We start from the raw sequence: 25,124 nt of genomic DNA on the forward strand, positions 1-25,124 counted from the left end.
TGTGAAAACCCTTTTGTTCAGCGCAGAGACTTTAAGCTTTCAGTCTTTTGTACTAAGAAATCAGTGAAGATGCTCATAATCGTGCGCTGACGTAATTTCACATTCGCATTAATAGACATCCCTGATTGCAAGGGAATTTGACGCTGATTAATTAGTAACTTCTGCCCATGTAGGCGGACTTTTGCTGAGAAGCGCCAGAAATTATAAACTTGGTCTGGAGGTAAGGCATCAGAGCCAATCTCAACTAGTTCGCCTTTGATATCACCATACTCTTGGAAGGGAAAGGAATCAATTCTCACATCCACTTGTTGCCCTTCTTGGACAAAGCCGATGTCGCGGTTGGTGATATAAACGTTAGCAACCAAGTTATCACTCGGAACAAGTTTTAAAAGCGGTTCGCTGGAATTAATTACAAATCCTGCTGTTTTAGCTTTAAGTTCAAAGACGGTTCCATCTACGGGTGCGGTAATTTTCTGATATTTCAGAGTTTGTTCTGCCTGAATTAACTTACTATCTATCTCTCCAATTTGACCATTAATTTCATAGAGGCGTTTCTGATTATCTACAATTACCTTGGTTAATTGGCTGTCAATTTCGGCAATGTTCTTGTCATTATCTGTAATTTTGGCGAGTAAGTCTTCTTGAGACACAGCCGCAGTATTGCGAAGTTTTTGATTTGACTGTGCGATCGCTAATTGTAATCGCTGCTGTTCTCGATTCAATCGGATTACTTCTGCTTGTTTGCTGCTGACATCCTGCTGTTGTTTCAAATATTGCACCTGGGAAATCGCTCCCTGCTGCGCTAGAGGTTCAAACTTGTGGAGAATTTGTTGATTAATTGTCAGCAACTCTTTAGCACTACTTAATTCCGCTTGAGTTTGGAAAAATTGCTGTTGCGTCTGTCCCGTTTCTAAATTAGCTGTGGCTAAACGCGATTCCAATTCTATTTGGCGATTTCGCAAGCGTAACTGTTGCTCTCTTGTAAGACTATTTCCAGCAGTCGCACCATTTAATTGTGTCCGATACAACTGGTTTTCGGCAATAATCGCGGCTCGGCTTTTGGTCAAAAAAGCGAGTTCTGGTTTAATTTTCAACAGAGCAGTTTGCTGTGCTACTTCTTGTAGTGATATGTTCCCTTGCATCTGGCGGCGATAGAAGTCATTTTCTTGCTCTAGCGCCTGTTTCGCCAGCAATTGAGCCGCTCGACTTTGCTTTAATGAAGTTAACTCTGCCTCCGAAGAAGTTTTTTCTAGGGTAACAAGTGTTTCACCTTTTTTGACTCGCTGACCATCTTTGACTAGAATCTCATTGACAACACCATGAACCGGAGCTTGAATTTCTTTAACTGCACCCTGTGGTTCTAATTTGCCAGTAGCATGAATTGATTCATCAATTTTGAACACCGAAGCCCAAATTACTGCGAAGGTGCTAACTCCAACAATAGTCCAAGCGATCGCTCTTGACCAAGTAGGTGTTTGTTGTAAAAGTACTGGCTGGTCGAATTGAATATTCATAATAAATGGGGGATGGGGGATGGGGGAAAGGGGAAAGGTTCAAGTTTTGAGTTCAAAGGTTCAACGTTCCAGTAAAAAGGTGCAACTTCCGAGTTCAAAGGCTCAACGTTCAAGCAAAAAGGTGCAACTTCCGAGTTCAAAGGCTCAACGTTTCAGTAAAAAGGTGCAACTTCCGAGTTCAAAGGCTCAACTTCCAAGTAAAAAGGTGCAACTTTCGAGTTCAAAGGCTCAACGTTCAAGTAAAAAAGCGCAACTTCCGAGTTCAAAGGCTGAAGTATCGAGTTTTAAGCTTGAAATTTCATTATCTAAAGTTGAAGCGATAGTATTTACTGCTGACAAATGACAAATGACAAATAACAAATGACAAATGATTAAACTTTCGCTTCCTGTTGCTGATAAAGACAGTAGTAATAACCTTTGAGCGCCATCAATTCTTCATGAGTTCCCTGTTCTACCACAGCACCTCTATCCATCATCAGAATAATATCGGCATTGCGGATTGTGCTGAGGCGGTGAGTAATGAAAAACACTGTTTTATCTTGAAAAGCTGTTGCCAAATTACGGCAAACTTGGGCTTCGGCATTGTAATCTAAGGCACTCGTCGCTTCATCCAGAATCAGTAATTGCGGGTTTTGCAGGACAGTACGAGCGATCGCTACTCGTTGGCGTTGTCCTCCAGACAGTCCCGAACCTCGTTCGCCAACACGGGTGTTATAACCACTGGGCAAAGACATAATAAAGTCGTGGGCATAAGCTACCTTGGCGGCGGTAATGATTTCTTCATCGCTAGCATCAGGATATCCCAAGGTAATGTTTTCGCGGATGGTGCCATCAAACAATAGGGTATCTTGTAACACCATACCAATCTGACGACGTAAAGAATAAAGTTCTACTTTGCTGATATCGTAGTCATCAATCAAGATTTTGCCGGATTTGGGTTCGTAAAGTCGGGGTAATAATTTTAGCAGTGTGCTTTTACCAGACCCGCTTTGACCAACAATTCCCACAAAGGAGCCAGCAGGAAAATCTAAGTTAATATTGCATAGTTGCAATGGCCCGTGTTCCGAGAAACTGAAGCTGAGATTTTCAAAGCGGACGCTACCTTGAACACTGGGCATCAGGATATTTTGACACTCACCGATTTCTACTTCTTGGGGAGTATCTAAAATATCAGCAAGGCGTTGCAGAGATAAAGCGGTTTCTTGGAAGTTCTGCCAAAGTTGCATTAGGCGTAACAAGGGACTAGTGACATAACCAGCCAAGATGCGGAAAGCGATGAGTTGTCCCAAGGTTAGATGCTGATTGAGAACTAAAAAAGCTCCCACCCACAGCACTAACATACTGGAAAACTTGTTGAGAAAACTGCTAACAGAACCGGCAGTAGTTTGGGTAGAGACTGTTTTGAAACCTGCGCTAATATAACGAGCATAGCGTTCTTGCCATTGCCAACGCGATCGCATTTCTAAATTTTGTGCCTTGACTGTCTGCATTCCCCCCATCACTTCCACTAAATAAGATTGCGTCTCAGCATTGCACTCAGCTTTTTCTTGCAGTTGTCGCCGCATCACAGGTGATACCATCAAGTTGAGCAAGCCAAACAGCGGTACTGTTGCCAAAGCTACCAAGGTTAACACTGGGCTGTAAATCGCCATTACTACAATGTAGACCACTGAAAATACCGCATCCATCACCACAGTTAAAGCTGTACCAGTTAAGAAAGAGCGAATATTTTCCAACTCGTGAATTCGCGTTGCCAATTCTCCTACAGGACGGCGTTCAAAGTAAGATAATGGCAGACGCAACAGGTGATTAATCACCTCAGAACCAAGGGCGAGGTCAATTCGGTTAGTGGTATCTGTAAATAAATGAGTGCGGATACTGGTGAGTATTGCTTCGATGATTGCTACTACTAGCAAAAAGATGCCGAAAACTTCCAGGGTATCAGGACTGTTACCAACCAATACTTTATCAATAATCACCTGTGTGGCGAGGGGATTTACCAGCCCAAACAGTTGAATAACAATGGAAGCGATTAGTACTTCAATTAATACTTTGCGATAGCGCCGCAGTGAGGGTACAAACCAACTCAAACTAAACCGCGCCTTGGGAGTATTTTTGGTGGTTTGCAGCAGCAGGACTTCTCCTTCAGCCCCCCAGTTTTCCGCAAAGTCTCGGATTTTGTAGCGCAGTAGTCCCATCTCTGGAACGGCAATGAGTAACTCTCGATCGCTATTTTTATAGATAATGGCAAAACTATCTTGCCAAGAAATCATCACTGGTAGTTGCAAGCGTCCGACTGCGGTAGCGGGAACTTTTACCATCTGTGTTGTCAACCCCATCAACTCAGCAGCAGCAGCGCAAAATTGCAGAGATATAACGCCTTTTTGTTCGTGCTGCTTAGTCAACACCCGCTGCAAAGTATCTCTGCGCCAAGAGATATTAAAGTATTGGCTCAACATCTGGAAGCAAGCTAGTGTTGCATCCAGCGGCCCTCTACCTTTGATATAAGGAAACTTCTTTTGTTTACCTTTAGCTGCTGGTGCTTCTGTGACAGTAATTTCTGAGGCGTAGGGAATCTCTGCGGGTAAGAGTGTTTTTGGTGTAGGAGATGCGAGATTTTCTCTAAATATTGATTTGGGCAATCCCACCAGACGCATATTTGTATTAAATTTCAGCTTGGGGTTGAGTTCATCTAACTCTAAGCAACTCCCCACAGGGAACTCAGCATCAAAATTACTGCTGACTAACCACAAAAATTCTGAATCTAACTGCTGCTGAAAGACTTTGCGTGCAGGAATTGTTTGGATAATCGCAACTTCAGTTGCAGCTTGGGCAAGTTTAACTAAATTCCTGCTACCGTCTGCGCGACGGCTGAGTTCTTCGGTAAGCAGTTCATGCACTTCTAAGAGAGTAATCTCATTTTGCAAGGCTTGGACAAAAGCCTGTTCCTGCTTGAGTAAAGTTAGAAAACCAGCAATAGGTAGATTAATCGCGATAACTTCAGTAGAAGCGATCGCAGTTTCACAAGCAATACCCCGCAGATAACTTACCCAACCCAAAACCTCTCCTTGAGAGAGTAACTTTAGTGTCGCCGGATTTTGTCCTTCGGAATTGCAGGTTAATAAACGCGCTTGCCCTTGGTAGATAATGCTAATCCAATTGGGCATAGCTTCTCTAGTTACTATTACCTGCCCGATGCGATAACGACAAAATTGCACCTTGTCGAGCAAATTTTCTAAAACATTTGGTGACAGATAATTGAAAGGAAATAAATTGGCAATATATTCTTGAATATCAACGGTTGTATTTGTCATCGTCTTGCACCCGATTTTAATAAATTTTCCCAATTTGCATTCTTAATTTTGAATTTTGAATACTTCGACTGCGCTCAGTACAAGTTTTGAATTTTGAATTGGTATGATTCCCATCCAGGTTTTTTCTTCTGGTGATAGTTGACTTAATTGCTGTTGAAACCAAGTTTCAAAATTCTCTTGCAGCAATCGTTGTCGCATAAAATCGTCCAACTGGGCAGTTATAAACTTTTCCACGCGTATAATTATCCATGAGTCTCCAAAGGGTACGGGTGGTTGAACTATACCTACTTGACTTGTGCAAAGTAACTGAGCAAAATTGGGAGCGATCGTACCAAGTTCCACTGGGCCGATGATGCCATTTGTATCAGCTTCTGGCCCTTGAGAATATTCACGTGCTAGTTCCGAAAATGATTGTTCTCCTTCTGTAATTCGGAAGAATAGCTCGTTAGCAGTTCCTCTACTATTAGTCCGAATTAAAGAATAAATGACTTTATCAAAATGTCTTTTGTATTTGAGGAAATAAGATTCTAGTTGATGTCCCCAAGTCATTTGCTTGAACTTTTCGACTCTTAGCTTCCGGGTGGCGAAAAGTTCTAATTGTTCTTGAGTTAAACTATAACGTAAACACCAATCTTGGATTTTTTCTTCGCTGTTTAAATCCCAATGCTGATAAAATTGCTCTAGAGCGTCGGATGTTTCGGCTAGTGTGCAGGTAATTGGTGCGATCGCTAATTCAATAATGCTCTGAGATAATAATTGCGGGATTAGATTGTAACTTGCTAAAAAGGGGATAATTTCTGGCGGTAAGAGGGCACTGCCGCTACGCCCATCGTAGACATCGCCTAGTTGTAATGTTTTATTCATAATTTGTGCAAAAACTTGAAAAGTCTTTCTTCCCCTGCTCCCTGCTCCCTGCCCCCTTGCAGTCTTAATGATAAGTCTTTAACCGGAAACGATATGAGCCGTGCAGAGATACATTTAGAAATGCAAGCGGTATTTAGGTATGGATTTGTACCGCTTGCATCATTTGCATACCCTTGAAAGCATTGCCGTACAAAACTTTCAAGTATTACTCACTACTGCCGATACCTAAACTTAAGCAAAGGGGGTGGTGAAATGGTCAAAAGTCACGTTGTAATTAGTGTTGCCAGTGAATTCAGTAACCTGCAAGAAGTAGTCACCAGATTGATTAATGTTAGAAATCAGTTCTGAAGTAGTACCTCCACTAGTAGAGCGTGCAATTTCCTCTCCTGCATCAACAATGCGATTGTTGTTAAAGTCTCGAATCAGCCGGATGTCAGCATCAGTGCTTAATCCGTTCAAATTAATGTTGACACCCTCAAAAGTTCCCAAAGAGAAGCTGTAAACATCAGCAGTGTTAGTGTTACTGACGTTACCTGTACGAGTGACATCACCTGATAAATTACCAAGTACAAATTCCTTCGGTAGAAGGTTACTGAAACTAGCTGCAAGCGGAAAAGTTCCAGAAGGTTCAGTTGCAGACAAGGCTAGATTGTAACTAACACCGCCCACACTAGTGCTAAAGCGAGAAACTTCGGCAAAAAAAGTACCTGAGCTAGTTTTAAAGTTAATCGCCTCATCTTGGTTGCTTCCCCGATTAGAAACAAGTCCAGAAGTTCGGTCAAAGCTGTCTAGTACGCCGTTATTGTTAGCATCTCGAAACAGCCTGAGGTCGGCATCATCTCCTGCACTAATATTTGTTAAAGACAGGTTGATATTTTTACCACTGGTGATTTTGAACTGGAAGACATCCGTGGGATCGGATGTAACTAAACCAAAGTTATTCTTAACAACAGGGGTGCTACCGAGTGTACCAAGATTGGAAAATCCCATTTTTTTGTCCTTTAGATGTTGATTGCGATTTGGTCAAGTTCAGATTAAGTTGTGGTTTGCACAGATGTAAATTCCGATTTAAATCGAGATTTACTAGATTTTATAAGCTTAGATTTTGATGAAAATAAAGAACATTTATTATTTTCAAGAGAGCCTTAGCTGTTTGGTTTTGTGCTTGCCGCGTTCAGAACCTGTTGTTTAACCATGAGTCTAAAATAAACTGTTTCTTCAAGAAACACAGCATGAAAAAGACTTCTATAGTTAGGTGTTTTTTAAAGTAGATTCCAAATGCTTTGTATGATTTAGTCAGAAAAAGTCATATAATTCGCCGTTGCCGTAATTGAGAATGAGTTTGCTCGAATAAGGGATATGTAAAGAAGTAGGCGAAAGCTTGCCTCAGGCGATCGCTTTGGCAAACCTTGGTAACACTAAAAAATTGTTGTATAAAATTGATCCAAAAAAACCTCTGAGTTACCAGAGGTTTCTTATGATTAAATATTTAGCGTCAATTTTGTTGAAATATTTGATGAGTGCAGCTATAATTTATGCAATGAAGCGGTAAAGTTCAGGTATAACTCTCTGCCGTTTGCATCATTTGCATACCTTTGAAAGCATTGCCGTACAATACTTTCAAGTACTATTCACCACTTTCGATGCTTAAACTTAAGCTTCGGAGGTGGTGAAATGGTCAAAACTCAAAGTGTAATTAGTGCTACCTTTGAATTGATCGACCTGTAGAAAGTAATCACCAGCATCCTTAATATTAGAAATAATATCTGAGGTAATACCGCTGTTAATAGAACGGGCAATTTCCTCTCCTGCCTCAACTCTGCCATTGCGATTAAAGTCTCGAATTAGTCGGATATCAGCATCATTGCTTAGTCCGCTCAATGTGATATTGACACCCTCAAAGCCTCCTAGAGAAAAATGGTAAACATCAGCGGTATTTTTGTCACTGATAAAACCAGTACGCGCGATATCACCTGATAAGTCACCAAGTTCAAATTCCTTGGGCAAAAGATTGTTGAAATCAAGTGTTGAATTGGGTGTCGTTGCAGACCAGTCTAAATCGTAAGTCACAGTGCCGGAACCAGAAAAGCGAGAGACTTCAGCAAAATAAGTACCTGCATTTGCTCTGACATTAATTGATTCATCAAAGTTGCTGCCATTGCGTGAACTTGCAACCAATCCATTCGCTCGGTCGGCCGCGTCTAATATACCGTTACCGTTAACGTCTCGAAAAAGTCTCAGATCGGAATCATCACCAGCACTAATCTCGTTAAGAGACAAGTTAACGTTTCTGGTACTGCTGATTTGGAACTGATAGACATCAGTAGGGTCTGGTGTTTCAAAAGAAAAGTGAGAAGGGGTGCTAGACAGAGTACCAAGATTGAAATTAGTCATTTTTTGTTTTTTTGGTGTAAATAGTTATTTGGTTAAAGCAAGATTAGTTTTAGTTAAGCCTGATGTAATTTTTTTATTTAGAGTGTGGAATGAAAGCGGCAAAGTTCAGGTATGATTCTCTGCCGCTTGCATCATTTGCATACCCTTGAAAGGATTGCCGTACAAAGCTTTCAAGTACTACTCACCACTGCTAATGCCTAAACTTAAGCAGGGACAGAGAACTGATTAAAAGTCACGTTGTAGTTAGTGGCGCCAGTGAATTCAGTTACCTGCAAGAAGTAGTCACCACGTACACTAATGTTGGAAATCAGTTCTGAAGTAATGCCTCCATTATTAGAGCTGGCAATTACCTCGCCTGCATCGACGATGCGATTGTTGTTAGAGTCTCGAATCACCCGGATATCAGCATCGCTGCTTAATCCTTCCAATCTAATGTCGACACCCTCACGAAATCCCAAGGAGAAGCTGTAAACATCGGTAGTATTCTGGTTATTGACGTTACCTGTACGAGTGGTATTACCTGACAAGTGACCAAGTACAAATTCTTTGGGAAGAAGGTTGCTAGAACTAGCTGAAATCGGAAAAGTTCCAGCAGGTTCAGTCGCAGACAAGGCTAAATTGTAACTAACATCGCCTGAACTACCTGGAGCAAAGCGAGAAACTTCGGCAAAAAAAGTACCTGAGCTAGTTTTAAAGTTAATCGCCTCATCTTGGTTGCTTCCGCGATTGGAAACAAGTCCAACACTTCGGTCGAAGCTGTCCAATACACCGTTATTGTTAGCGTCTCGAAACAGTCGGATGTCCGCATCATCGCCAGTGCTGATATCTGTCAGAGACAGATTGATATTTTTGCCACTGGTGATTTGGAACTTAAAGACATCTGTGGGATCGGATGTAGTTAAATCAGAGTTATTCTTAACAACAGGGGTACTACCGAGTGTACCAAGATTGAAAAGTGCCATTTTTTTCTCCTTTAGATGTTGATTGTAATGCGGTCAAGTTCGTTCAGATTAAGTTATGGTTTGCACAGATGTAAATCTTCGATTTAAATCGATATTTACTGGAATTTAGTGGCTTAGAATTTGATGAAAATAAATATTATTTATTATTTTCAATAGAGTCTTAGCTGTTTGGTTGTGTGCTTGCCGTGTTCAGAACTTGTTGTTTAACCATGAATCTAAATTAAACTGTTTTTTCAATAAGCACAGCATGAAAAAGACTTCTATAGTTAGGTGTTTGTTAAAGTAAATTCCAAGTGCTTTGTATTGTTTAGTCATAAAAAGTCTTATGACTCACCATTGGCGTAATCTAGAATGAGTTTGATGAAATAACAGATGTGTGAAGAATTAGGCGAAAGCTTGTATCAATTCTGTATAAAAATGCGCCAAATTATATCAGGACTTACGCAAAATAATGGAAAAACGTAGACGCGAAGAGGCTTTCCGAAGGGTACCGTGAAGGCGCAAAGGACACGTTCGCCCTTGGCGTTCCCGAAGGGTAGGAATAAAAGTTTCAGACAGTTATTGCGTAAGTCCTACCTATATATAAGGAACGAACCGCAAAGGACACAAAGGAAGAAAGAAAATTTGGCGCAGCCTCACAAATAAATGGTGTTATGCCTTTTTCGCAACAACCGCAAGAGCCACCTGGTCTTAGCCAGCAAAATGATCTCGCGATCCGATCCGATCGCGGTGAGACAAGTTATCAGGCTTCTGGACGGCTAGTGGGACGTAAGGCGTTGGTAACAGGCGGCGATTCCGGTATTGGTCGGGCAGTAGCGATCGCCTTTGCGCGTGAAGGTGCTAATGTTGGCGCGGTCTAGGGGGGATCTAGGTTTCAGGCTTCAGTGCGTAAGTCCTAACTTCATCATCGGCGTGGTTGCAGACAAAAATGCTCTCTATTTAGCAATATTCAATGAATGGTTCCGTTATTCTCTTATATGACCTGATTTTAATTATTTCTCTTTTGTTTGCTAATGCTTATTGACTAATAAATGATTTTAAAAAATTTACTTAAATAATTGATATAAATAAAATTTTCACTAACAACCACTTTCTCGTGTGGCAGATTTATGATAGTAATTAGGCACCTAAATATAATGCTTTTTTTTAGATAACCTGGCAAAGATTGGTAATGTGTATGCCATAATGTCACGAGCTAGGGGTATATAAACGTTATTGTTATACTTCATCACGTAAGTGGGGAAGGTATCAGTATTGACTACGAAAAAATATAATGCTACTAGCTCGAACCGATTGATGAACGATCGGGTCAAAACTCCTGCTATATCTGGAAACCCAATATTTGGGTCTGGATTTAGTCTGTAGCAGGGGTTGATTGAGTTATGGATAGGAGGAAATTTGATGAAATTGTTAGATTTAGAGAATCATGAGGTTAAATTGACCTCTAAAACAGATAGTAATTTTGTGGACTTAACACCAGCACACCCACGACCGTTGTTAAAGCGATCGCACTGGCAATCTTTAAATGGGCTGTGGAAATTCGCATTTGATGACGAGGGAAAATGTGTCGAGCCGAGCGATTTTAGCGAATGGCATCATCATATAGAAGTTCCTTATGCGCCCGAATCTACCAAAAGTGGGATTAACGATCGCGGTTTTCATCCAAACTGCTGGTACGAGCGCGAATTTGAAACGCCACCAGGGGACGGCAGATTAGTGTTACACTTTGGCGCTGTAGACTATCGCGCTCGTGTGTGGGTAAACGATAAATATATAGCCGAGCATGAAGGCGGACACACCTCTTTCAGTCTCGATATTACCCATACCTTAAATAACAGTGGTACAACAAAGGTAACAGTGTGGGCGCAAGACGATCCGCACGACCTCGCCAAACCTCGTGGTAAACAAGATTGGCAACTGAAACCCCATAGTATTTGGTATCCTCGCACAACTGGTATTTGGCAGACAGTGTGGCTGGAACGTGTAGGTGAGACTTATATCGGCAATCTTCGTTGGATTCCCGACTGCGAAAGGTGGGAAATTGGCTTTGAAGTTGGGCTAGCTGGTAATTTACCTACTTCAGGTGTACAAATTAAAGTCAAACTGAGCGTTGGCGATCGCCTGTTAGCAAGCGATACTTATGAAGTATTCAATGGGGAAATTAGCCGCCGCATTGTTCTGAGCGATCCGGGTATTGACGACTGCCGTAATGAATTACTGTGGAGTCCAGAAAAGCCGACGCTGATCGATGCCCAAATTCAGCTATGGGATAAAGATCGTCTGTTAGATGAAGTGCAATCTTATACAGCGATGCGGACTGTCAGCATCCAGCGCGATCGCTTTATGCTCAACGGCCGTCCTTACTATCTGCGCCTAGTTCTCGACCAAGGTTATTGGCCTGAAACATTAATGACTCCACCTAATGACGAAGCATTACGACGTGATGTAGAACTCGTCAAAGCTATGGGTTTTAACGGAGTGCGCAAACACCAAAAAATTGAAGACCCCCGCTTTTTATATTGGGCAGACGTTTTAGGGTTGTTAGTATGGGAGGAGATGCCCAGTGCTTACCGTTTCACGCCAAAAGCTGTGGAAAGGATGACGCATGAGTGGACGGAAATTATCAAGCGAGATGTTAGCCATCCTTGTATTGTGGCGTGGGTGCCGTTTAATGAATCTTGGGGAGTGCCAAATTTGACTGAGACGGCAGCTCATCGTAACTACGTATTGGCAATGTATCATCTGACCAAGACTCTCGATCCGACTCGCCCAGTAATTGGTAACGATGGTTGGGAAAGTACAGATACCGACATCCTCGCTATTCACGACTATGAACGCCACCCTGAACGATTAGCCCATCGCTACAGACCAGATATTCAAGTATCTGATCTATTTGAGCGTAGCCGTCCTGGGGGACGTATCCTCACCCTAGATAACTATCCCCATCAGGGACAACCAGTGATGTTGACCGAGTTTGGTGGCATCGCTTATGCACCTCTCGACCAACCGAATGCCGATCAAGCTTGGGGATATGAAAACTGCTCGAATATCTCCGAATTAGAAATGAAATATGCTGCTCTCTTGGAAACAGTTAATAACATTGAGCTATTTAGCGGATTCTGTTACACACAATTAACAGATACTTTCCAAGAAGCTAACGGTTTATTGTACGGCGATCGCACGCCGAAATTTCCCATTGAGGCAATCCGCGCAGCAACCCTCTCAGGACAAGGTTTATGTACTCCCACAAGCTGTTAAAGCCCGACGGACGCAAACTCAAATTATACAGTCGCTACCCAATTACTAGTCAGTTAGAAGCCCCTAGCCCTAGTAATGAGCCAGTGCAAGCTAATCCCCACTTGCGCTGGCACCCCTTGCGGGGCGAATGGGTAGCTTATGCTAGTCACCGTCAAGGGCGGACATTCATGCCGCCTCCAGAATATAATCCCCTCGCACCTACCACCAACCCTGAGTTCCCAACGGAACTACCACAAGGTAAGTATGATGTGGCAGTGTTTGATAATCGTTTTCCCTCAATGATTCCGACAGCGAACAATCCACCTGATACCATCGTGGAAACGTTACCAGCTAATGGAGCCTGTGAGGTAGTGGTTTTTACTCAAGATGCCCGCGCCTCCTTGAGTTCCTTAGAATTGGATCATCTAGATTTACTGTTAGAAGTGTGGGGCGATCGCACCCGCGAACTCGGATTAAATCCCCAAATCCAGTACGTCCTGCCCTTTGAAAATAAAGGTGTAGAGGTGGGTGTAACATTGCACCATCCCCACGGGCAAATTTACGCCTATCCTTTTATACCGCCTGTTCCAGCGCGAATGCTGGCGATGCAGCAGGAGTATTATGAAAAACATCAGCGTGGTTTACTGCAAGACTTGATTCAGAAGGAAATTGCAGACGATCGAAGGATTATTTATCAAGATGAGTATGCGATCGTATTTGTCCCAGTCTGCGCTCGTTACCCCTATGAAGTCTGGCTTGCACCAAAAGAGCCAGTTAGCACTTTTATGGATTTGACTCCACAACAACGTTGGGGACTTGCCAAAGCGTTAAAAACTGTCACTCTCAAGTATGACGGTTTGTGGAATCGCCCGTTTCCTTACTTGATGGCTTGGTTCCAAGCACCAACTGACGGTTTAGCTCATCCCGAAGCGCATTTACACGCCGAGTTTTTTCCACCATATCGGACAAGCGAAAGGCTAAAGTATCTAGCGGGAACCGAACTAGCAGCGGGGATGTTTGCCAATGATGCTTTACCGGAAGAGAAAGCGAAGGAACTACAAGCTGTGGTGGTAAACATTGAAGAACCGATTTCGGTGTGACAGGGTTTAGAACTGTAACTTAATTTCTGGACAAATCAACGCATAAATTGGAAGTTTGTCCACCTCTTGAATTAGTTCATCAATAAACTGTCTTAACCGTTCCTTCTAATCGGGGACGGTTTTTAACTTTTCTGTAATCCCGTTTCACGTTAATAATGATACAAATACCTTGCTAGGGGCACAGTATTGTTCATTGGTGTCAACTGAAGAAGATAAAGCCCAAATTTGTTGGGTGTAAGCGTCAATACAGGCCTATCTATGGTTCTCCAAAAAATTCTTAACCGAACTGTAGTTGATAATTTATCAATTTAATCTGAAAGAAACTTTGCCTTTCTACTGCTTATTATAAATTACAACTTGTCTATGCTTGCTAAAAAATATTTAGTAAGCAAAGCTAGTTTTGTAAATGGATTTAAATAGCTAAATAGCTATTTAACTATAAAAAAATATTGCGAAAATTTTACAAATATGTGAGCTAATACTTTTAGAAAAAGTCAACAATTACGAAGAAATATTTCGTTTTTTATATCGATTTGTGTCATATAGAAGATAAAATGCCTACTGGGCAAGCGTTTTCTGATAAAAAACAGATATTGTCTAAAAGATCGCAAGTTACCTATGGCTGATGATGCCGCTAGGAACTTCTTTCAGAGAACACGCATCAAAGGAGCCGAAGAAGCATGTTCACACACGTCAAGTCCACCATTAGACACATTGCGCCTGATAACTTACGCGGACGTAGTTTAATCAAGGTGGTCTATGTCGTGCTTGAGTCCCAGTACCAGAGTGCTTTGTCGCAAGCAGTTCGCACGATTAACGCGAACAATCCCAACTTGGCGATTGAAATCAGCGGGTACTTGATTGAGGAACTCCGCGACCCAGAGAATTACGAAGAGTTCAAACGAGAAATTGAGAGTGCGAATATCTTCATCGCTTCCCTCATTTTCATCGAAGACTTAGCACAGAAAGTAGTAGCGGCAGTAGAACCACACCGCGATCGCTTGGACGTTTCCGTTGTCTTTCCCTCGATGCCAGAAGTAATGCGCCTGAGTAAAATGGGTAGCTTTTCCTTGGCACAGTTGGGTCAGTCAAAAAGTGCGATCGCCCAATTCATGCGGAAACGCAAAGAAAAATCCGGTGCGGGATTTCAAGATGGGATGCTAAAGCTTTTGCGTACCCTGCCGCAAGTGCTGAAGTTTTTACCAATGGATAAGGCACAGGATGCCCGAAATTTCATGCTCAGTTTTCAGTATTGGCTAGGTGGCTCTCCCGAAAATCTGGAAAACTTCTTGCTGATGCTAGCTGATAAATATGTATTTAAAGGTTTAGACAAACAGAATTTTGCACCTTCTACATACGAACAGCCGGTGGTTTATCCCGATTTAGGAATTTGGCATCCTTTGGCTCCCAGTATGTTTGAAGATGTCAGAGAATACCTCAATTGGTATACAGCTCGTAAGGATATTTCTAGCGATCTGAAAGATCCCCTAGCTCCTTGTGTCGGGCTAGTATTGCAACGCACCCACCTAGTTACAGGGGATGATGCCCATTATGTGGCAATGGTGCAGGAGTTGGAAGCACTAGGCGCACGGGTATTACCTGTGTTTGCTGGTGGTTTGGATTTCTCCAAGCCTGTAGATGCATACTTTTATGAACCAACTACTAACACACAGTTGGTAGATGCAGTGATATCGCTGACTGGTTTTGCTTTAGTGGGTGGGCCAGCCAGACAAGACCATCCCAAGGCAATTGAGTCACTCAAACGCTTAAACCGTCCTTACATGGTGGCGTTACCCTTAGTATTCCAAACCACAGAAGAGTGGATGGATAGCGATTTAGGGTTACATCCAATTCAAGTAGCTTTGCAAATTGCAATTCCTGAATTGGATGGAGCAATTGAGCCGATTATCTTATCGGGTAGAGATGGGGCTACAGGGAAAGCGATCGCTCTCCAAGACCGTATGGAAGCTGTAGCCGAACGCGCTTTAAAATGGGCAAATCTGCGCCGCAAGCCGAAGCTTGATAAAAAAGTCGCCATCACCGTTTTCAGTTTCCCACCAGATAAAGGCAACGTTGGAACCGCCGCTTACTTAGATGTTTTCGGTTCCATCTACGAGGTGATGAAAGCCCTGAAAAATAACGGCTACGACTTACCAGAATTGCCAGAATCCGCCGAAGCGCTGATGCAAGAAGTCATCCATGACGCTCAAGCGCAGTACAGCAGCCCTGAACTCAACGTTGCGTACAAAATGTCGGTTCCTGAGTATGAGGCGCTGACCCCTTACTCTCAACGCCTAGAGGAAAACTGGGGCCCACCTCCCGGACATCTCAACAGCGACGGGCAAAATCTGCTAATTTATGGTAAGCAATTCGGTAACGTCTTCATTGGTGTACAACCGACATTTGGTTACGAAGGCGACCCGATGCGGCTGTTATTCTCCCGTTCAGCTAGTCCTCACCACGGTTTTGCTGCTTACTACACTTACCTAGAGCAAGTTTGGAAAGCTGATGCTGTACTGCACTTTGGTACACACGGTTCCTTGGAATTCATGCCAGGTAAACAGATGGGGATGTCTGGCGATTGTTATCCAGATAACTTGATTGGCTCAATTCCCAACCTGTATTACTACGCAGCGAATAATCCGAGTGAAGCGACAATTGCTAAACGTCGGAGTTATGCCGAAACAATTTCTTACTTGACACCGCCGGCAGAAAATGCTGGGTTGTATAAAGGTTTGAAGGAACTCAGCGAATTAATTGCTTCCTACCAAACCTTGAAAGATAGCGGACGCGGCATTCCCATTGTCAACAGCATCATGGATAAATGCCGGATCGTGAATCTGGATAAGGATATCAACCTGCCAGAAACCGATGCCAGAGACATGAGTGCCGACGATCGCGATAATATTGTTGGCAACGTCTACCGCAAGTTGATGGAAATTGAGTCGCGGTTGTTGCCTTGTGGGTTGCACGTCATTGGTAAACCGCCAAGTGCAGAAGAAGCGATCGCAACTCTCGTCAATATTGCTAGTCTAGATCGTCAAGAAGAAGAACTTCAAGGCTTACCGGCAATTATCGCTAACAGCATTGGGCGTAAGATTGATGATATTTACCAAAATAGCGATCGGGGCATTTTAGAAGATGTCCAGTTATTGCAAGATATCACTTTGGCAACCCGTGCAGCAGTTACCGCCCTTGTCCAAGAGCAAATCGACGCAGAAGGACGAGTTTCTTTAGTTTCCCGGTTGAATTTCTTCAATATGGGCAAAAAAGAACCTTGGGTAGAAGCATTGCATAAAGCAGGTTATCCCAAAGTTGATGGCGCAGCCCTAAAACCATTATTTGAGTATTTGGAATTCTGCCTGCAACAAGTATGTGCCGACAACGAACTCGGAGCATTACTCAAAGGCTTAGAAGGTGAGTACGTTTTACCCGGTCCTGGTGGCGATCCCATCCGCAACCCGGATGTATTACCCACGGGTAAGAATATCCATGCTTTAGATCCGCAATCCATCCCCACAACAGCAGCAGTCCAATCAGCCAAAATCGTTGTAGACAGGCTTTTGGCACGTAACAAAGCCGAAAACGATGGAAAATGGCCAGAAACCATCGCCTGCGTCCTTTGGGGAACCGATAACATCAAAACTTACGGTGAATCCCTAGCGCAAATTATGTGGATGGTGGGCGTGCGTCCTGTTCCCGATGCTTTGGGACGGGTGAACAAGTTGGAATTGATACCTTTAGAAGAGTTGGGACGCCCCAGAATTGATGTAGTAATCAACTGTTCTGGTGTATTCCGCGACTTATTCATCAACCAAATGAACCTGCTAGACCAAGGCGTGAAAATGGCAGCTGAGGCAGATGAACCCTTAGAAATGAACTTTGTTCGCAAACACGCTTTGCAGCAAGCCCAAGATATGGGGATTAATCTGCGTCAAGCCGCGACTCGCGTTTTCTCCAACGCTTCTGGTTCCTACTCGTCAAATATCAACTTGGCGGTAGAAAACAGCACTTGGGATAGTGAAGCTGAGTTGCAGGAAATGTATCTCAACCGCAAATCCTTCTCCTTCAATTCCGATAACCCCGGAATCATGGACGAATCCCGGCAGATTTTTGAAAGCACATTAAAAACTGCTGATGCAACTTTCCAAAATCTCGATTCCTCTGAGATTAGCTTAACGGATGTTTCTCACTACTTTGATTCCGATCCCACTAAGCTGGTGGCAAATCTGCGTGGTGATGGTAAAAAACCAGCATCTTATATTGCAGATACAACCACAGCTAACGCTCAAGTACGGACATTAACAGAAACCGTGCGTTTGGATGCGCGTACCAAATTATTAAATCCCAAGTGGTACGAGGGGATGCTAAATCACGGTTATGAAGGTGTGCGCGAACTCTCCAAGCGATTGGTCAACACAATGGGTTGGAGTGCAACAGCCGGTGCTGTGGATAACTGGATTTACGAGGATACTAACGAAACCTTCATCAAAGATGAAGAAATGCAGAAACGCTTAATGAACCTCAATCCCCATTCTTTCCGCAAAGTTGTATCAACTTTGTTGGAAGTGAATGGACGCGGTTATTGGGAGACTAGCGAGGAGAATTTAGATCGTCTGCGCGAGTTGTACCAAGAAGTTGAAGACCGGATTGAAGGGATAGACTAGGATTACATGGGCAGGCTTTATGCCTGCCTTAACAATGAGATAAGATTAATTATGGATAATTGGCAAGATATTACTAATGATAGATTAATAAAACCAATACATCCTGGCGAAGTAATTGCAGATATTTTAGATGATTTAGATATTAATACCCCAAAGTTTGCAGAAATTTTAGGAGTATCTAATAAAATAACTCAGGAAATTATTAATGGTCAAAGACCAATTACAGTAGATATAGCAATACGTCTTGGTAAAGCTTTAGGAAATGGCCCAAGACTTTGGCTCAATCTTCAGCAAAAAGTTGAGCTTTGGGATGCTTTGCAAAGCCATAAAGAAGAATACGAGCAAGTTATGACATTATAGTAAAAAAATACTACTATAATTCATGACAATAATTGCTTGGGAGCAATCACGATGATAGATAGTAAAGCTATTTCTATTTCCTTATTTACAGGGGCTTTTGGTTTAGACTTGGGTATAGAACAAGCGGGATTTCATACAGTAAGTATAGTAGAAAAAGACCCTGATGCTACAAAAACTATTCTTATTAATAGACCATTATTGCAAGAAAGTGCTGTTCCCAGAGAAATAGAAAAAGTCAGTTCCCAAGAATTACTTGAGGAAGGCGGAAGAGTTTTAGATTTAGGTAGAGCCTTACGTCCTGGTGAAGTAGACTTAATAACAGGTGGTCCACCTTGTCAGCCATTTAGTACCGCAGGAAAAAGAGGTTCGATAATAGACCCTCGTGGTAGTTTATTTATGGACTTTATTCGGATTGTTAAAGAAATCCAACCTCGTTTTTTCTTAATGGAAAATGTCAGAGGTATCTTGTCTGCTCCTCTTCGTCACAGGCCAATTAACCAGCGGGGAAAAGATTATCCACCTTTAGAACCTGATGAAATAGCTGGTGCTGCGTTAAGGATAGTATTAGCAGAAATGACGGAACTAGGCTATTACGTGATTTCTAATCTTTTAGAAGCAGCAGATTACGGTGTTCCTCAAAACAGAGAGCGTGTAATTTTTATTGGTTCTAGAGATCAAGAAGTGGCTACATTTCCTATTGCTAAATATAGTAAAAATGGTAAAAATTTACCTAAATGGCTAACTTTAAGAGACGCTTTAATAAATTTAGTTGATCCAGAACCAGAGTTTATCGCTTATTCCGAAAATCGTTTGAAATTTTTAAGATTATTGGAATCAGGACAAAACTGGAGATATTTACCAGAAGAATTAAAAAAAGAAGCTATGGGAGGTGCTTATAATTCAGGAGGTGGAAAAGTCGGTTTTTATAGAAGATTGTCTTGGGATAAACCTTCACCAACAATTACAACAAGTCCACTTCAAAAAGCTACAGATATGTGTCATCCTGTGGAGTTGCGTTCTTTAAGTGTACGCGAGTCTGCAAGAATCCAAACTTTTCCTGATGATTGGGTTTTTTATGGTTCCGTAACTTCTAAATATAAGCAAATTGGTAATGCAGTACCAGTACTACTTGCAAAAGAAATTGGTACTTATCTTTTCAACTTAATTCAAGGAAATAGGCTAAAAGGCAAAGAGATGGTTCAACAGCTGTCGCTGTTTGATTTATAAAATTTACTTTGCAGCTAACTCAGTAAAAGCCCGATCAATTTTCTGTAACATATTTCTGACATGACTTTCAACAAGGTTATAATCCATGTGAATTTGCTCCCAAAATTCTTTACCAGCAATGCGAGGAATGTTCGGATCGTTAAATGTCCACTTACCTAAATTAAAAGCTGCTATAAATAAAGGGTTTTGATGAATAATTAATTCTTTTTTGGCTCTAGGCGCTTGAGAACCAGTTAATGTACCTTTTAGAGTTTTTAGTTGTGCAAATTTAACCGTTTCTTCTGAAAAAATAATAATATCAATACCAGTAATTTTAATTCCAAATTCCAATTCTGGGTTAATAATATAAGGACTTATATTAGATATTTTTTCCCAAAGATTTCCCATTGTTGTGCTAAGGCTCCTTGTTGCTGAGTTGCTAGTTACCAGCAATTTGGCTCCACATAGTTCAAAAAGATTTTTTGGGTTAGGATAATGGTCAATTATTGCGCTTTTCTTTTCAAAATCTGCTTTTAGCCAGTCAATAAAATTATCCGCAAATTTATCAGTTTGACTGCTAATTAACTGAGATTGTATATTTAATTCTAAAACAGAGCCATTATGCTTGTCTTGTGCAATTTGATATTCAAAATAAGCAGGTGCTATTAAAGAAATAACTTTTGCATACTTATATGCTTTATGTAAATCTTTATCGGCAATGTGAATTACATCAATTAACGAAGCATGATGTAAAATTAAGGCTTTACGTTCTAGGACAGTAAGTGGAATTAAAGTTTCAGCTGTTAACGCACTAGACATAAAAGCTATTGCAACTGATTGGGCTTTCTTAGTATTCCCTAAAATTATGCCGCTCACTCACTCTTAAACAAAACCCATAGCCGGAGCGTACAATCATAGAATTAGCGATACCTATGGTAAGCTACGCTAACGCACCATTATTCCACAACAAGCGATCGCTTTAGTTTTGAGGTTTTCTGCAAAGCGATCGCACTCACTCTTCCACAACAAGCGATGTCTAACGACAAGCCGCTACGCTTCTATCTTTTCAACGATATCATAATATGATATCATTAAATCTGTGGCTATATTCAACTTAACTGTAAGATGGCTGTAATTGTATTGATTAAATGGATCTCAATAACAAACAACGTCAAATTTTAGAGTTAATTTTTACAAATCCTGTACCATCTAATATTCTTTGGAAAGATATTGAAAGTTTATTTATAGCTCTCGGTGCTGATATTACTCAAGGTAAAGGTTCGCGGGTTCGTGTGAAATTAAATGATGTGAAAGCTGTTTTTCACGAACCGCATCCTCAAAATGAGACAGATAAAGGAGCAGTCAAATCTGTTAGAGAATTTTTAATTAAGGCAGGAATTGAAATATGATGACTTATAAAGGATACACAGCTAGTATAGAAGTAGATGTAGAAGCAGGAATACTTTTTGGCCAAGTCCTAGATATTAATGACGTAATTACCTTTAAAGCAAAAACTGTAGACGAAGCGCGTCAAGAATTTCAAATTTCTGTTGATGATTATCTTGCTTTCTGTGAAGAACTAGGAGAGGAGCCTGATAAACCATTCTCTGGTAAACTTCCATTCCGCACAACACCAGAACACCACCGCAAAATATTTATTGCTGCTAAAAAGACTGGCAAAAGCATAAATGCTTGGATGGATGAAATCTTAACTGGTGCTGCGGATAAAGTAATCAATACTTAAAGTCAATCATTCTAAATATGTTTTTCGCTAAAGTGCATTCGCCTTTGGTATTTTCATGGAAATATTCAAGTTTAAATTTTTCTATGGATGCGTTAACTATCAACTTTGCCCCTGTTCTTCTAATAACAGATGAGGAATTCTTCCAGTTATGTCAGATAAATGAATTAATCAGATTTGAGCGTAATGCTGATGGCACATTGCTACTAATGCCTTTAGTCGGAGGTTTAACCAGCAACCGCAATGCTAATTTAACTGCTCAACTTGGAGTGTGGAATCGTGATGAGTCACTAGGTGTAGCCTTTGGTTCTTCGGTTGGGTTTATTTTACCAAATGGGGCAGTGCGATCGCCTGACGCATCTTGGTTAAAACGTAACAGATGGAATTCTCTCACACAGGAGCAAAAAGAGAAATTTCCACCTGTATGTCCTGATTTTGTAGTGGAATTGCGTTCTGATACTGATTGTTTAACAAGGCTACAAAATAAAATGCAAGAGTACCGAAAAAACGGTGCAAGATTAGGTTGGTTAATTGATTTAGAAACTCGGCAAGTAGAAATTTATCGCTCTGGTAAAGATGTTGAAGTGCTGCAATCTCCTGCTAGTTTATCAGGAGAAGATGTGCTACCGGAATTTGTGCTTAATTTTGAAGATATTTGGTGAATTGATTAAAATACGAAATGCATAGGCGTAGCTCACCGTAGGTATCGCTTTATTTCTGAGGTTTTCTGCAAAGCGACACCGAATAGCCCGTTGTAGAAATCGCTCTATTGGGCATCAAAGCAGATGCAGGGTTTGATTTGATGGACAAAATCTTGTCCGCTATATTTAAGGTGTTAGCAGTTGCTTCCTCACTCCCAGTTAATCAGCATGGATATCACAGCTACTTTGAACGAAATCGCAACTCTTAGTGTTGAAGATAGAATCCGTATTGTGCAGGCAATTTGGGATAGCATCGCAGCAGAGCAAGTTTACCCTGATTTAACCGAAGCACAAAAGCGAGAACTCGATCGTCGAACTGCTGACTACGATTCAAATCCAGATAATGTGTTGACTTGGGAGGAAATCAAAGCATCAATTAAGGGACAGCAATGAATTATGTCCTAGTGTTTCGCCCAGAGGTTCGAGAAGAACTTAATGATGCACACAGTTGGTACGAGAGTCAGAAACTCGGTCTGGGTGACGAGTTTTTAGACTGTGTAGACGAAACAGTGAATCGAATCTCTCAGATGCCAGAATCCTATGTAATTGTCTACAGTGATATTCGACGAGCAGTTGTGCAACGATTTCCCTATGCTGTGTACTATCGGATTGTCTCGAGTCGAGTAATAGTAACGGCAATTTTTCATGGTCGTAGAGATCCAAAATCGTGGCAGACGCGAACCTAAGACTATAATTACGAGCGATGTCTACCGACAAGCCGTTACGTGTCTACGCTTTATTTTTGAGGTTTTCTGCAAAGCGTAGGCGTAGCCCGTCGTAGACACAGAAATAAAAGTAATTAATAAAACAGCATGAGTATTATACTTAAAGATATAAGTATAATTTGTGAAAACTTGAAAAACAAAAAGACCAGCCTCCCACAGCTGGTCTAAAAAATGTTTTTGCGTTGTCTTCTCAAGAGAGTTAAAACCCAATTGCGCGTTCCCAAAATGCAACGGGCAACTTTTCTTAACAATATTGTAACAGCCAACACAGATTTTTCCAGAATATTCATCAAAAAAAGATATAGGCAAAGCTTAAAAGCCTCTATCTATCAGGAGAATTTAGCAGATTGTAAGGAATAGATCGGAGAGATAAAGAAAGACAAGGGAGAAGATTTTACCTTGTCTCCCTTGTTCCTCTGATCCCAGCATCAGTCTTAACCGATCGATTTCAACTTGATAGACTAGTGATGCTGGGAGCGATTTCTGCATCTGTTGAGGTTTCGCCCACACGAAGGATTTTAGCCCCCAATTGCTGCAACTTCATATCAAGTCGATCGTAGCCGCGATCGAGGTGTTGTAAACCCTGAATTGTGGTTTGTCCTTCTGCCGCTAGTCCGGCGATGACTAACGCTGCCGATGCTCGTAAGTCTGTACCTAATACTGGGGCGCCAGATAATTTTGGTACTCCCCGAACGAAAGCAGCATTGCCTTTGACACGAATATCTGCCCCCAAACGATTCAACTCTGAGGCATGACGCAAGCGATTTTCAAAGACGGATTCGTTAATTACGCTGTCGCCTTCTGCCACTGCTAGCAAAGCCATGAATGGTGCTTGCATATCTGTGGGGAAACCTGGATGGTATTGAGTTTCAATATCAGTTGCCTTAAGGGTTTCCGCTGGCAGAATGTGTAATTGGTTAGGCTTTTCATCAATTATTGTTACTCCAATATCCCGCAACTTGGCAATTACTGGGATGAGATGTTCTGGAGCCACTGGCGAGAGAATAAGTTCTGAGCGGGTAATTGCTGCTGCTAGCAAAAACGTCCCAGCCTCAATGCGATCGGGAATAATGCTGTAGTCAACAGAATGCAACTTGGGGACTCCTTCGATCACAATTCTGCTAGTCCCCGCGCCCTTAATCTTCGCTCCCATTGCGTTACAGAAGTTAGCTAGATCGACTACTTCCGGTTCTCTGGCAGCATTTTCGATGACCGTTTCACCCTCTGCTAGGGTAGCCGCCATCATCAAGTTTTCCGTCGCTCCAACACTGGCAATGTCTAAGTAAATGTTCGCACCTTTTAATCTCCGGCTGCTGCCAGGAACATAAGCATTACAAATGCCATGTTCAATTTGTACTTCCGCTCCCATTGCTTGCAGTCCTCGAACGTGCAAGTCAACTGGTCTTGCCCCGATCGCACAACCGCCTGGTAAAGGCATCTGTGCTACTCCCAGTCTTGCCAAAATGGCTCCAATGGCGAAAAAACTCGCTCTCAACTGGGTAACTAATTCGTAGGGAGCTTTTGATGTTTTAATTTCGCTGGCGTTGATGTCTAAAATGTCACCTTGTCGGGTTAATTGCACACCCAAAGCTGATAACACCTGACCCATCCGCTCTACGTCCGCTAACAAAGGGACATTACGGATACGACAATCGCCCGGACACAGCAAGGCTCCAGCCATGATTACCAGTGCTGAATTTTTTGCCCCGCTAATTTTCACATGACCCTGCAAAGGATGCCCACCCCAAATTTGCAAGACTGAGGAGTCTGCTTCTGGAGTAATTTTGGCATCTGGTAAGATGGTAGAAGGATTAATAAGCCTACCTCCAAAAGTAATACGTATTTTATATGTTTGAAGTTGGTTTTGATTCTACAGTAAAGATTCAAAATGTCCACGTTTTAAAGCACTGTTTGGTATAAAAAAATTGTTTTTTGGGTAACAATTCAGGCTGAAAAGAAGTAGTAGCAGGCTTTTTGAGCTTTTTAAAAAAATTAAAAAAAAGAATGAATCAGCAGTAGTTTTAAGCAAAATTAAATACTCAGTAAAATAACTTAAGTATTCTCTAAAAATCAATGCTGTACTGTCGAGTTAATATTTTGATTCGACCTTGTACCTAAAAAACTCGTTTCCAGTTAGAGACTTTTAACGAGGCATTATGCTTTTACTTGACACCTTTTACTTGACAAAGGTAAAACATAACGCAATAATAAGAAATTGTCGATAAGCAAAAATGCCAGCGGAACTGGCGGAATGGCAGACGCGCTAGATTCAGGTTCTAGTGCCGCAAGGCTTCCGGGTTCAAGTCCCGGGTTCCGCATATTATTATCAAGTTAGGAGT

General features: G+C 41.8%; 20 protein-coding genes and 1 tRNA gene. 13 read left to right on the forward strand and 8 right to left on the reverse strand.

Annotation, left to right across the window (positions count from 1 at the left end):
* Positions 1 to 17: 17 nt before the first annotated feature.
* Entirely contained in the window at positions 18 to 1,514 is a 1,497-nt protein-coding gene (locus RM368_RS19105) for an HlyD family efflux transporter periplasmic adaptor subunit (protein ID WP_322695518.1), read from the reverse strand.
* Positions 1,515 to 1,533: 19 nt separating this feature from the next.
* On the opposite strand from RM368_RS19105, the gene RM368_RS19110 reads away from it, so the two are divergent.
* Complete coding sequence (locus tag RM368_RS19110; RefSeq protein WP_322695519.1) at positions 1,534 to 1,857, forward strand: hypothetical protein; 324 nt, start codon at positions 1,534 to 1,536, stop codon at positions 1,855 to 1,857.
* 28 nt (positions 1,858 to 1,885) lie between these two features.
* Here RM368_RS19110 and RM368_RS19115 read toward each other — a convergent pair whose 3' ends face one another.
* The 5 genes from RM368_RS19115 to RM368_RS19135 form a co-directional block, all read right to left on the reverse strand.
* Positions 1,886 to 4,828, reverse strand: coding sequence for a peptidase domain-containing ABC transporter (locus RM368_RS19115; protein ID WP_322695520.1), 2,943 nt, complete (start codon positions 4,826 to 4,828; stop codon positions 1,886 to 1,888).
* A 42-nt stretch (positions 4,829 to 4,870) separates the two neighbouring features.
* Complete coding sequence (locus RM368_RS19120; protein WP_322695521.1) at positions 4,871 to 5,692, reverse strand: peptidylprolyl isomerase; 822 nt, start codon at positions 5,690 to 5,692, stop codon at positions 4,871 to 4,873.
* A 231-nt stretch (positions 5,693 to 5,923) separates the two neighbouring features.
* Positions 5,924 to 6,682, reverse strand: a complete 759-nt coding sequence (locus tag RM368_RS19125; RefSeq protein ID WP_322695522.1) for a PPC domain-containing protein — start codon at positions 6,680 to 6,682, stop codon at positions 5,924 to 5,926.
* Between the two features lie 663 nt (positions 6,683 to 7,345).
* A complete protein-coding gene (locus tag RM368_RS19130; RefSeq protein WP_322695523.1) occupies positions 7,346 to 8,086 on the reverse strand; it encodes a PPC domain-containing protein in 741 nt (246 codons plus the stop codon).
* 203 nt (positions 8,087 to 8,289) lie between these two features.
* On the reverse strand, positions 8,290 to 9,048 hold the full coding sequence (locus tag RM368_RS19135; RefSeq protein WP_322695524.1) for a PPC domain-containing protein: 759 nt from the start codon (positions 9,046 to 9,048) through the stop codon (positions 8,290 to 8,292).
* 653 nt (positions 9,049 to 9,701) lie between these two features.
* Here RM368_RS19135 and RM368_RS19140 point away from each other — a divergent pair.
* The 6 genes from RM368_RS19140 to RM368_RS19165 all read left to right on the forward strand — a co-directional run bounded on the left by RM368_RS19140 (position 9,702) and on the right by RM368_RS19165 (position 19,639).
* Positions 9,702 to 9,908, forward strand: a complete 207-nt coding sequence (locus RM368_RS19140; protein ID WP_322695525.1) for a hypothetical protein — start codon at positions 9,702 to 9,704, stop codon at positions 9,906 to 9,908.
* A gap of 541 nt (positions 9,909 to 10,449) precedes the next feature.
* Positions 10,450 to 12,306, forward strand: a complete 1,857-nt coding sequence (locus tag RM368_RS19145; RefSeq protein WP_322695526.1) for a glycoside hydrolase family 2 protein — start codon at positions 10,450 to 10,452, stop codon at positions 12,304 to 12,306.
* The gene (gene galT, locus RM368_RS19150) at positions 12,285 to 13,385 is read left to right on the forward strand and encodes a galactose-1-phosphate uridylyltransferase (RefSeq protein WP_322695527.1); all 1,101 of its coding nucleotides are present in this window, start codon (positions 12,285 to 12,287) and stop codon (positions 13,383 to 13,385) included. The genes RM368_RS19145 and galT overlap by 22 nt, the downstream gene beginning before the upstream one ends.
* A 680-nt stretch (positions 13,386 to 14,065) precedes the next feature.
* Positions 14,066 to 18,052, forward strand: coding sequence for a magnesium chelatase subunit H (locus RM368_RS19155; protein WP_322695528.1), 3,987 nt, complete (start codon positions 14,066 to 14,068; stop codon positions 18,050 to 18,052).
* A gap of 51 nt (positions 18,053 to 18,103) precedes the next feature.
* A complete protein-coding gene (locus RM368_RS19160) occupies positions 18,104 to 18,412 on the forward strand; it encodes a HigA family addiction module antitoxin (RefSeq protein WP_322695529.1) in 309 nt (102 codons plus the stop codon).
* A 51-nt stretch (positions 18,413 to 18,463) separates the two neighbouring features.
* A complete protein-coding gene (locus RM368_RS19165) occupies positions 18,464 to 19,639 on the forward strand; it encodes a DNA cytosine methyltransferase (protein WP_322695530.1) in 1,176 nt (391 codons plus the stop codon).
* A 3-nt stretch (positions 19,640 to 19,642) separates the two neighbouring features.
* Here RM368_RS19165 and RM368_RS19170 read toward each other — a convergent pair whose 3' ends face one another.
* Positions 19,643 to 20,494, reverse strand: coding sequence for a hypothetical protein (locus RM368_RS19170; RefSeq protein WP_322695531.1), 852 nt, complete (start codon positions 20,492 to 20,494; stop codon positions 19,643 to 19,645).
* A gap of 272 nt (positions 20,495 to 20,766) precedes the next feature.
* Between RM368_RS19170 and RM368_RS19175 the strand changes: the two genes are divergently transcribed.
* The 5 genes from RM368_RS19175 (at position 20,767) to RM368_RS19195 (ending at position 22,746) form a co-directional block, all read left to right on the forward strand.
* Complete coding sequence (locus tag RM368_RS19175; protein ID WP_322695532.1) at positions 20,767 to 21,027, forward strand: type II toxin-antitoxin system HicA family toxin; 261 nt, start codon at positions 20,767 to 20,769, stop codon at positions 21,025 to 21,027.
* The gene (locus RM368_RS19180; protein ID WP_322695543.1) at positions 21,027 to 21,362 is read left to right on the forward strand and encodes a type II toxin-antitoxin system HicB family antitoxin; all 336 of its coding nucleotides are present in this window, start codon (positions 21,027 to 21,029) and stop codon (positions 21,360 to 21,362) included. Before RM368_RS19175 ends, RM368_RS19180 begins: the two co-directional genes overlap by 1 nt.
* Before the next feature lie 83 nt (positions 21,363 to 21,445).
* Positions 21,446 to 22,021, forward strand: a complete 576-nt coding sequence (locus tag RM368_RS19185) for a Uma2 family endonuclease (RefSeq protein ID WP_322695533.1) — start codon at positions 21,446 to 21,448, stop codon at positions 22,019 to 22,021.
* Between the two features lie 207 nt (positions 22,022 to 22,228).
* On the forward strand, positions 22,229 to 22,453 hold the full coding sequence (locus RM368_RS19190) for an addiction module protein (protein WP_322695534.1): 225 nt from the start codon (positions 22,229 to 22,231) through the stop codon (positions 22,451 to 22,453).
* Entirely contained in the window at positions 22,450 to 22,746 is a 297-nt protein-coding gene (locus tag RM368_RS19195; RefSeq protein ID WP_322695535.1) for a type II toxin-antitoxin system RelE/ParE family toxin, read from the forward strand. The genes RM368_RS19190 and RM368_RS19195 overlap by 4 nt, the downstream gene beginning before the upstream one ends.
* A 487-nt stretch (positions 22,747 to 23,233) precedes the next feature.
* Here RM368_RS19195 and murA read toward each other — a convergent pair whose 3' ends face one another.
* Positions 23,234 to 24,601: a UDP-N-acetylglucosamine 1-carboxyvinyltransferase gene (gene murA, locus RM368_RS19200; RefSeq protein WP_322695544.1), complete on the reverse strand. Its 1,368-nt coding sequence runs from the start codon at positions 24,599 to 24,601 to the stop codon at positions 23,234 to 23,236.
* A gap of 421 nt (positions 24,602 to 25,022) precedes the next feature.
* On the opposite strand from murA, the gene RM368_RS19205 reads away from it, so the two are divergent.
* A tRNA-Leu gene (locus RM368_RS19205) sits at positions 25,023 to 25,103 on the forward strand.
* Positions 25,104 to 25,124: the final 21 nt, after the last annotated feature.

The sequence above is a fragment of the Nostoc sp. DedSLP03 genome, assembly GCF_034530815.1.
Classification (GTDB): Bacteria; Cyanobacteriota; Cyanobacteriia; order Cyanobacteriales; family Nostocaceae; genus Nostoc.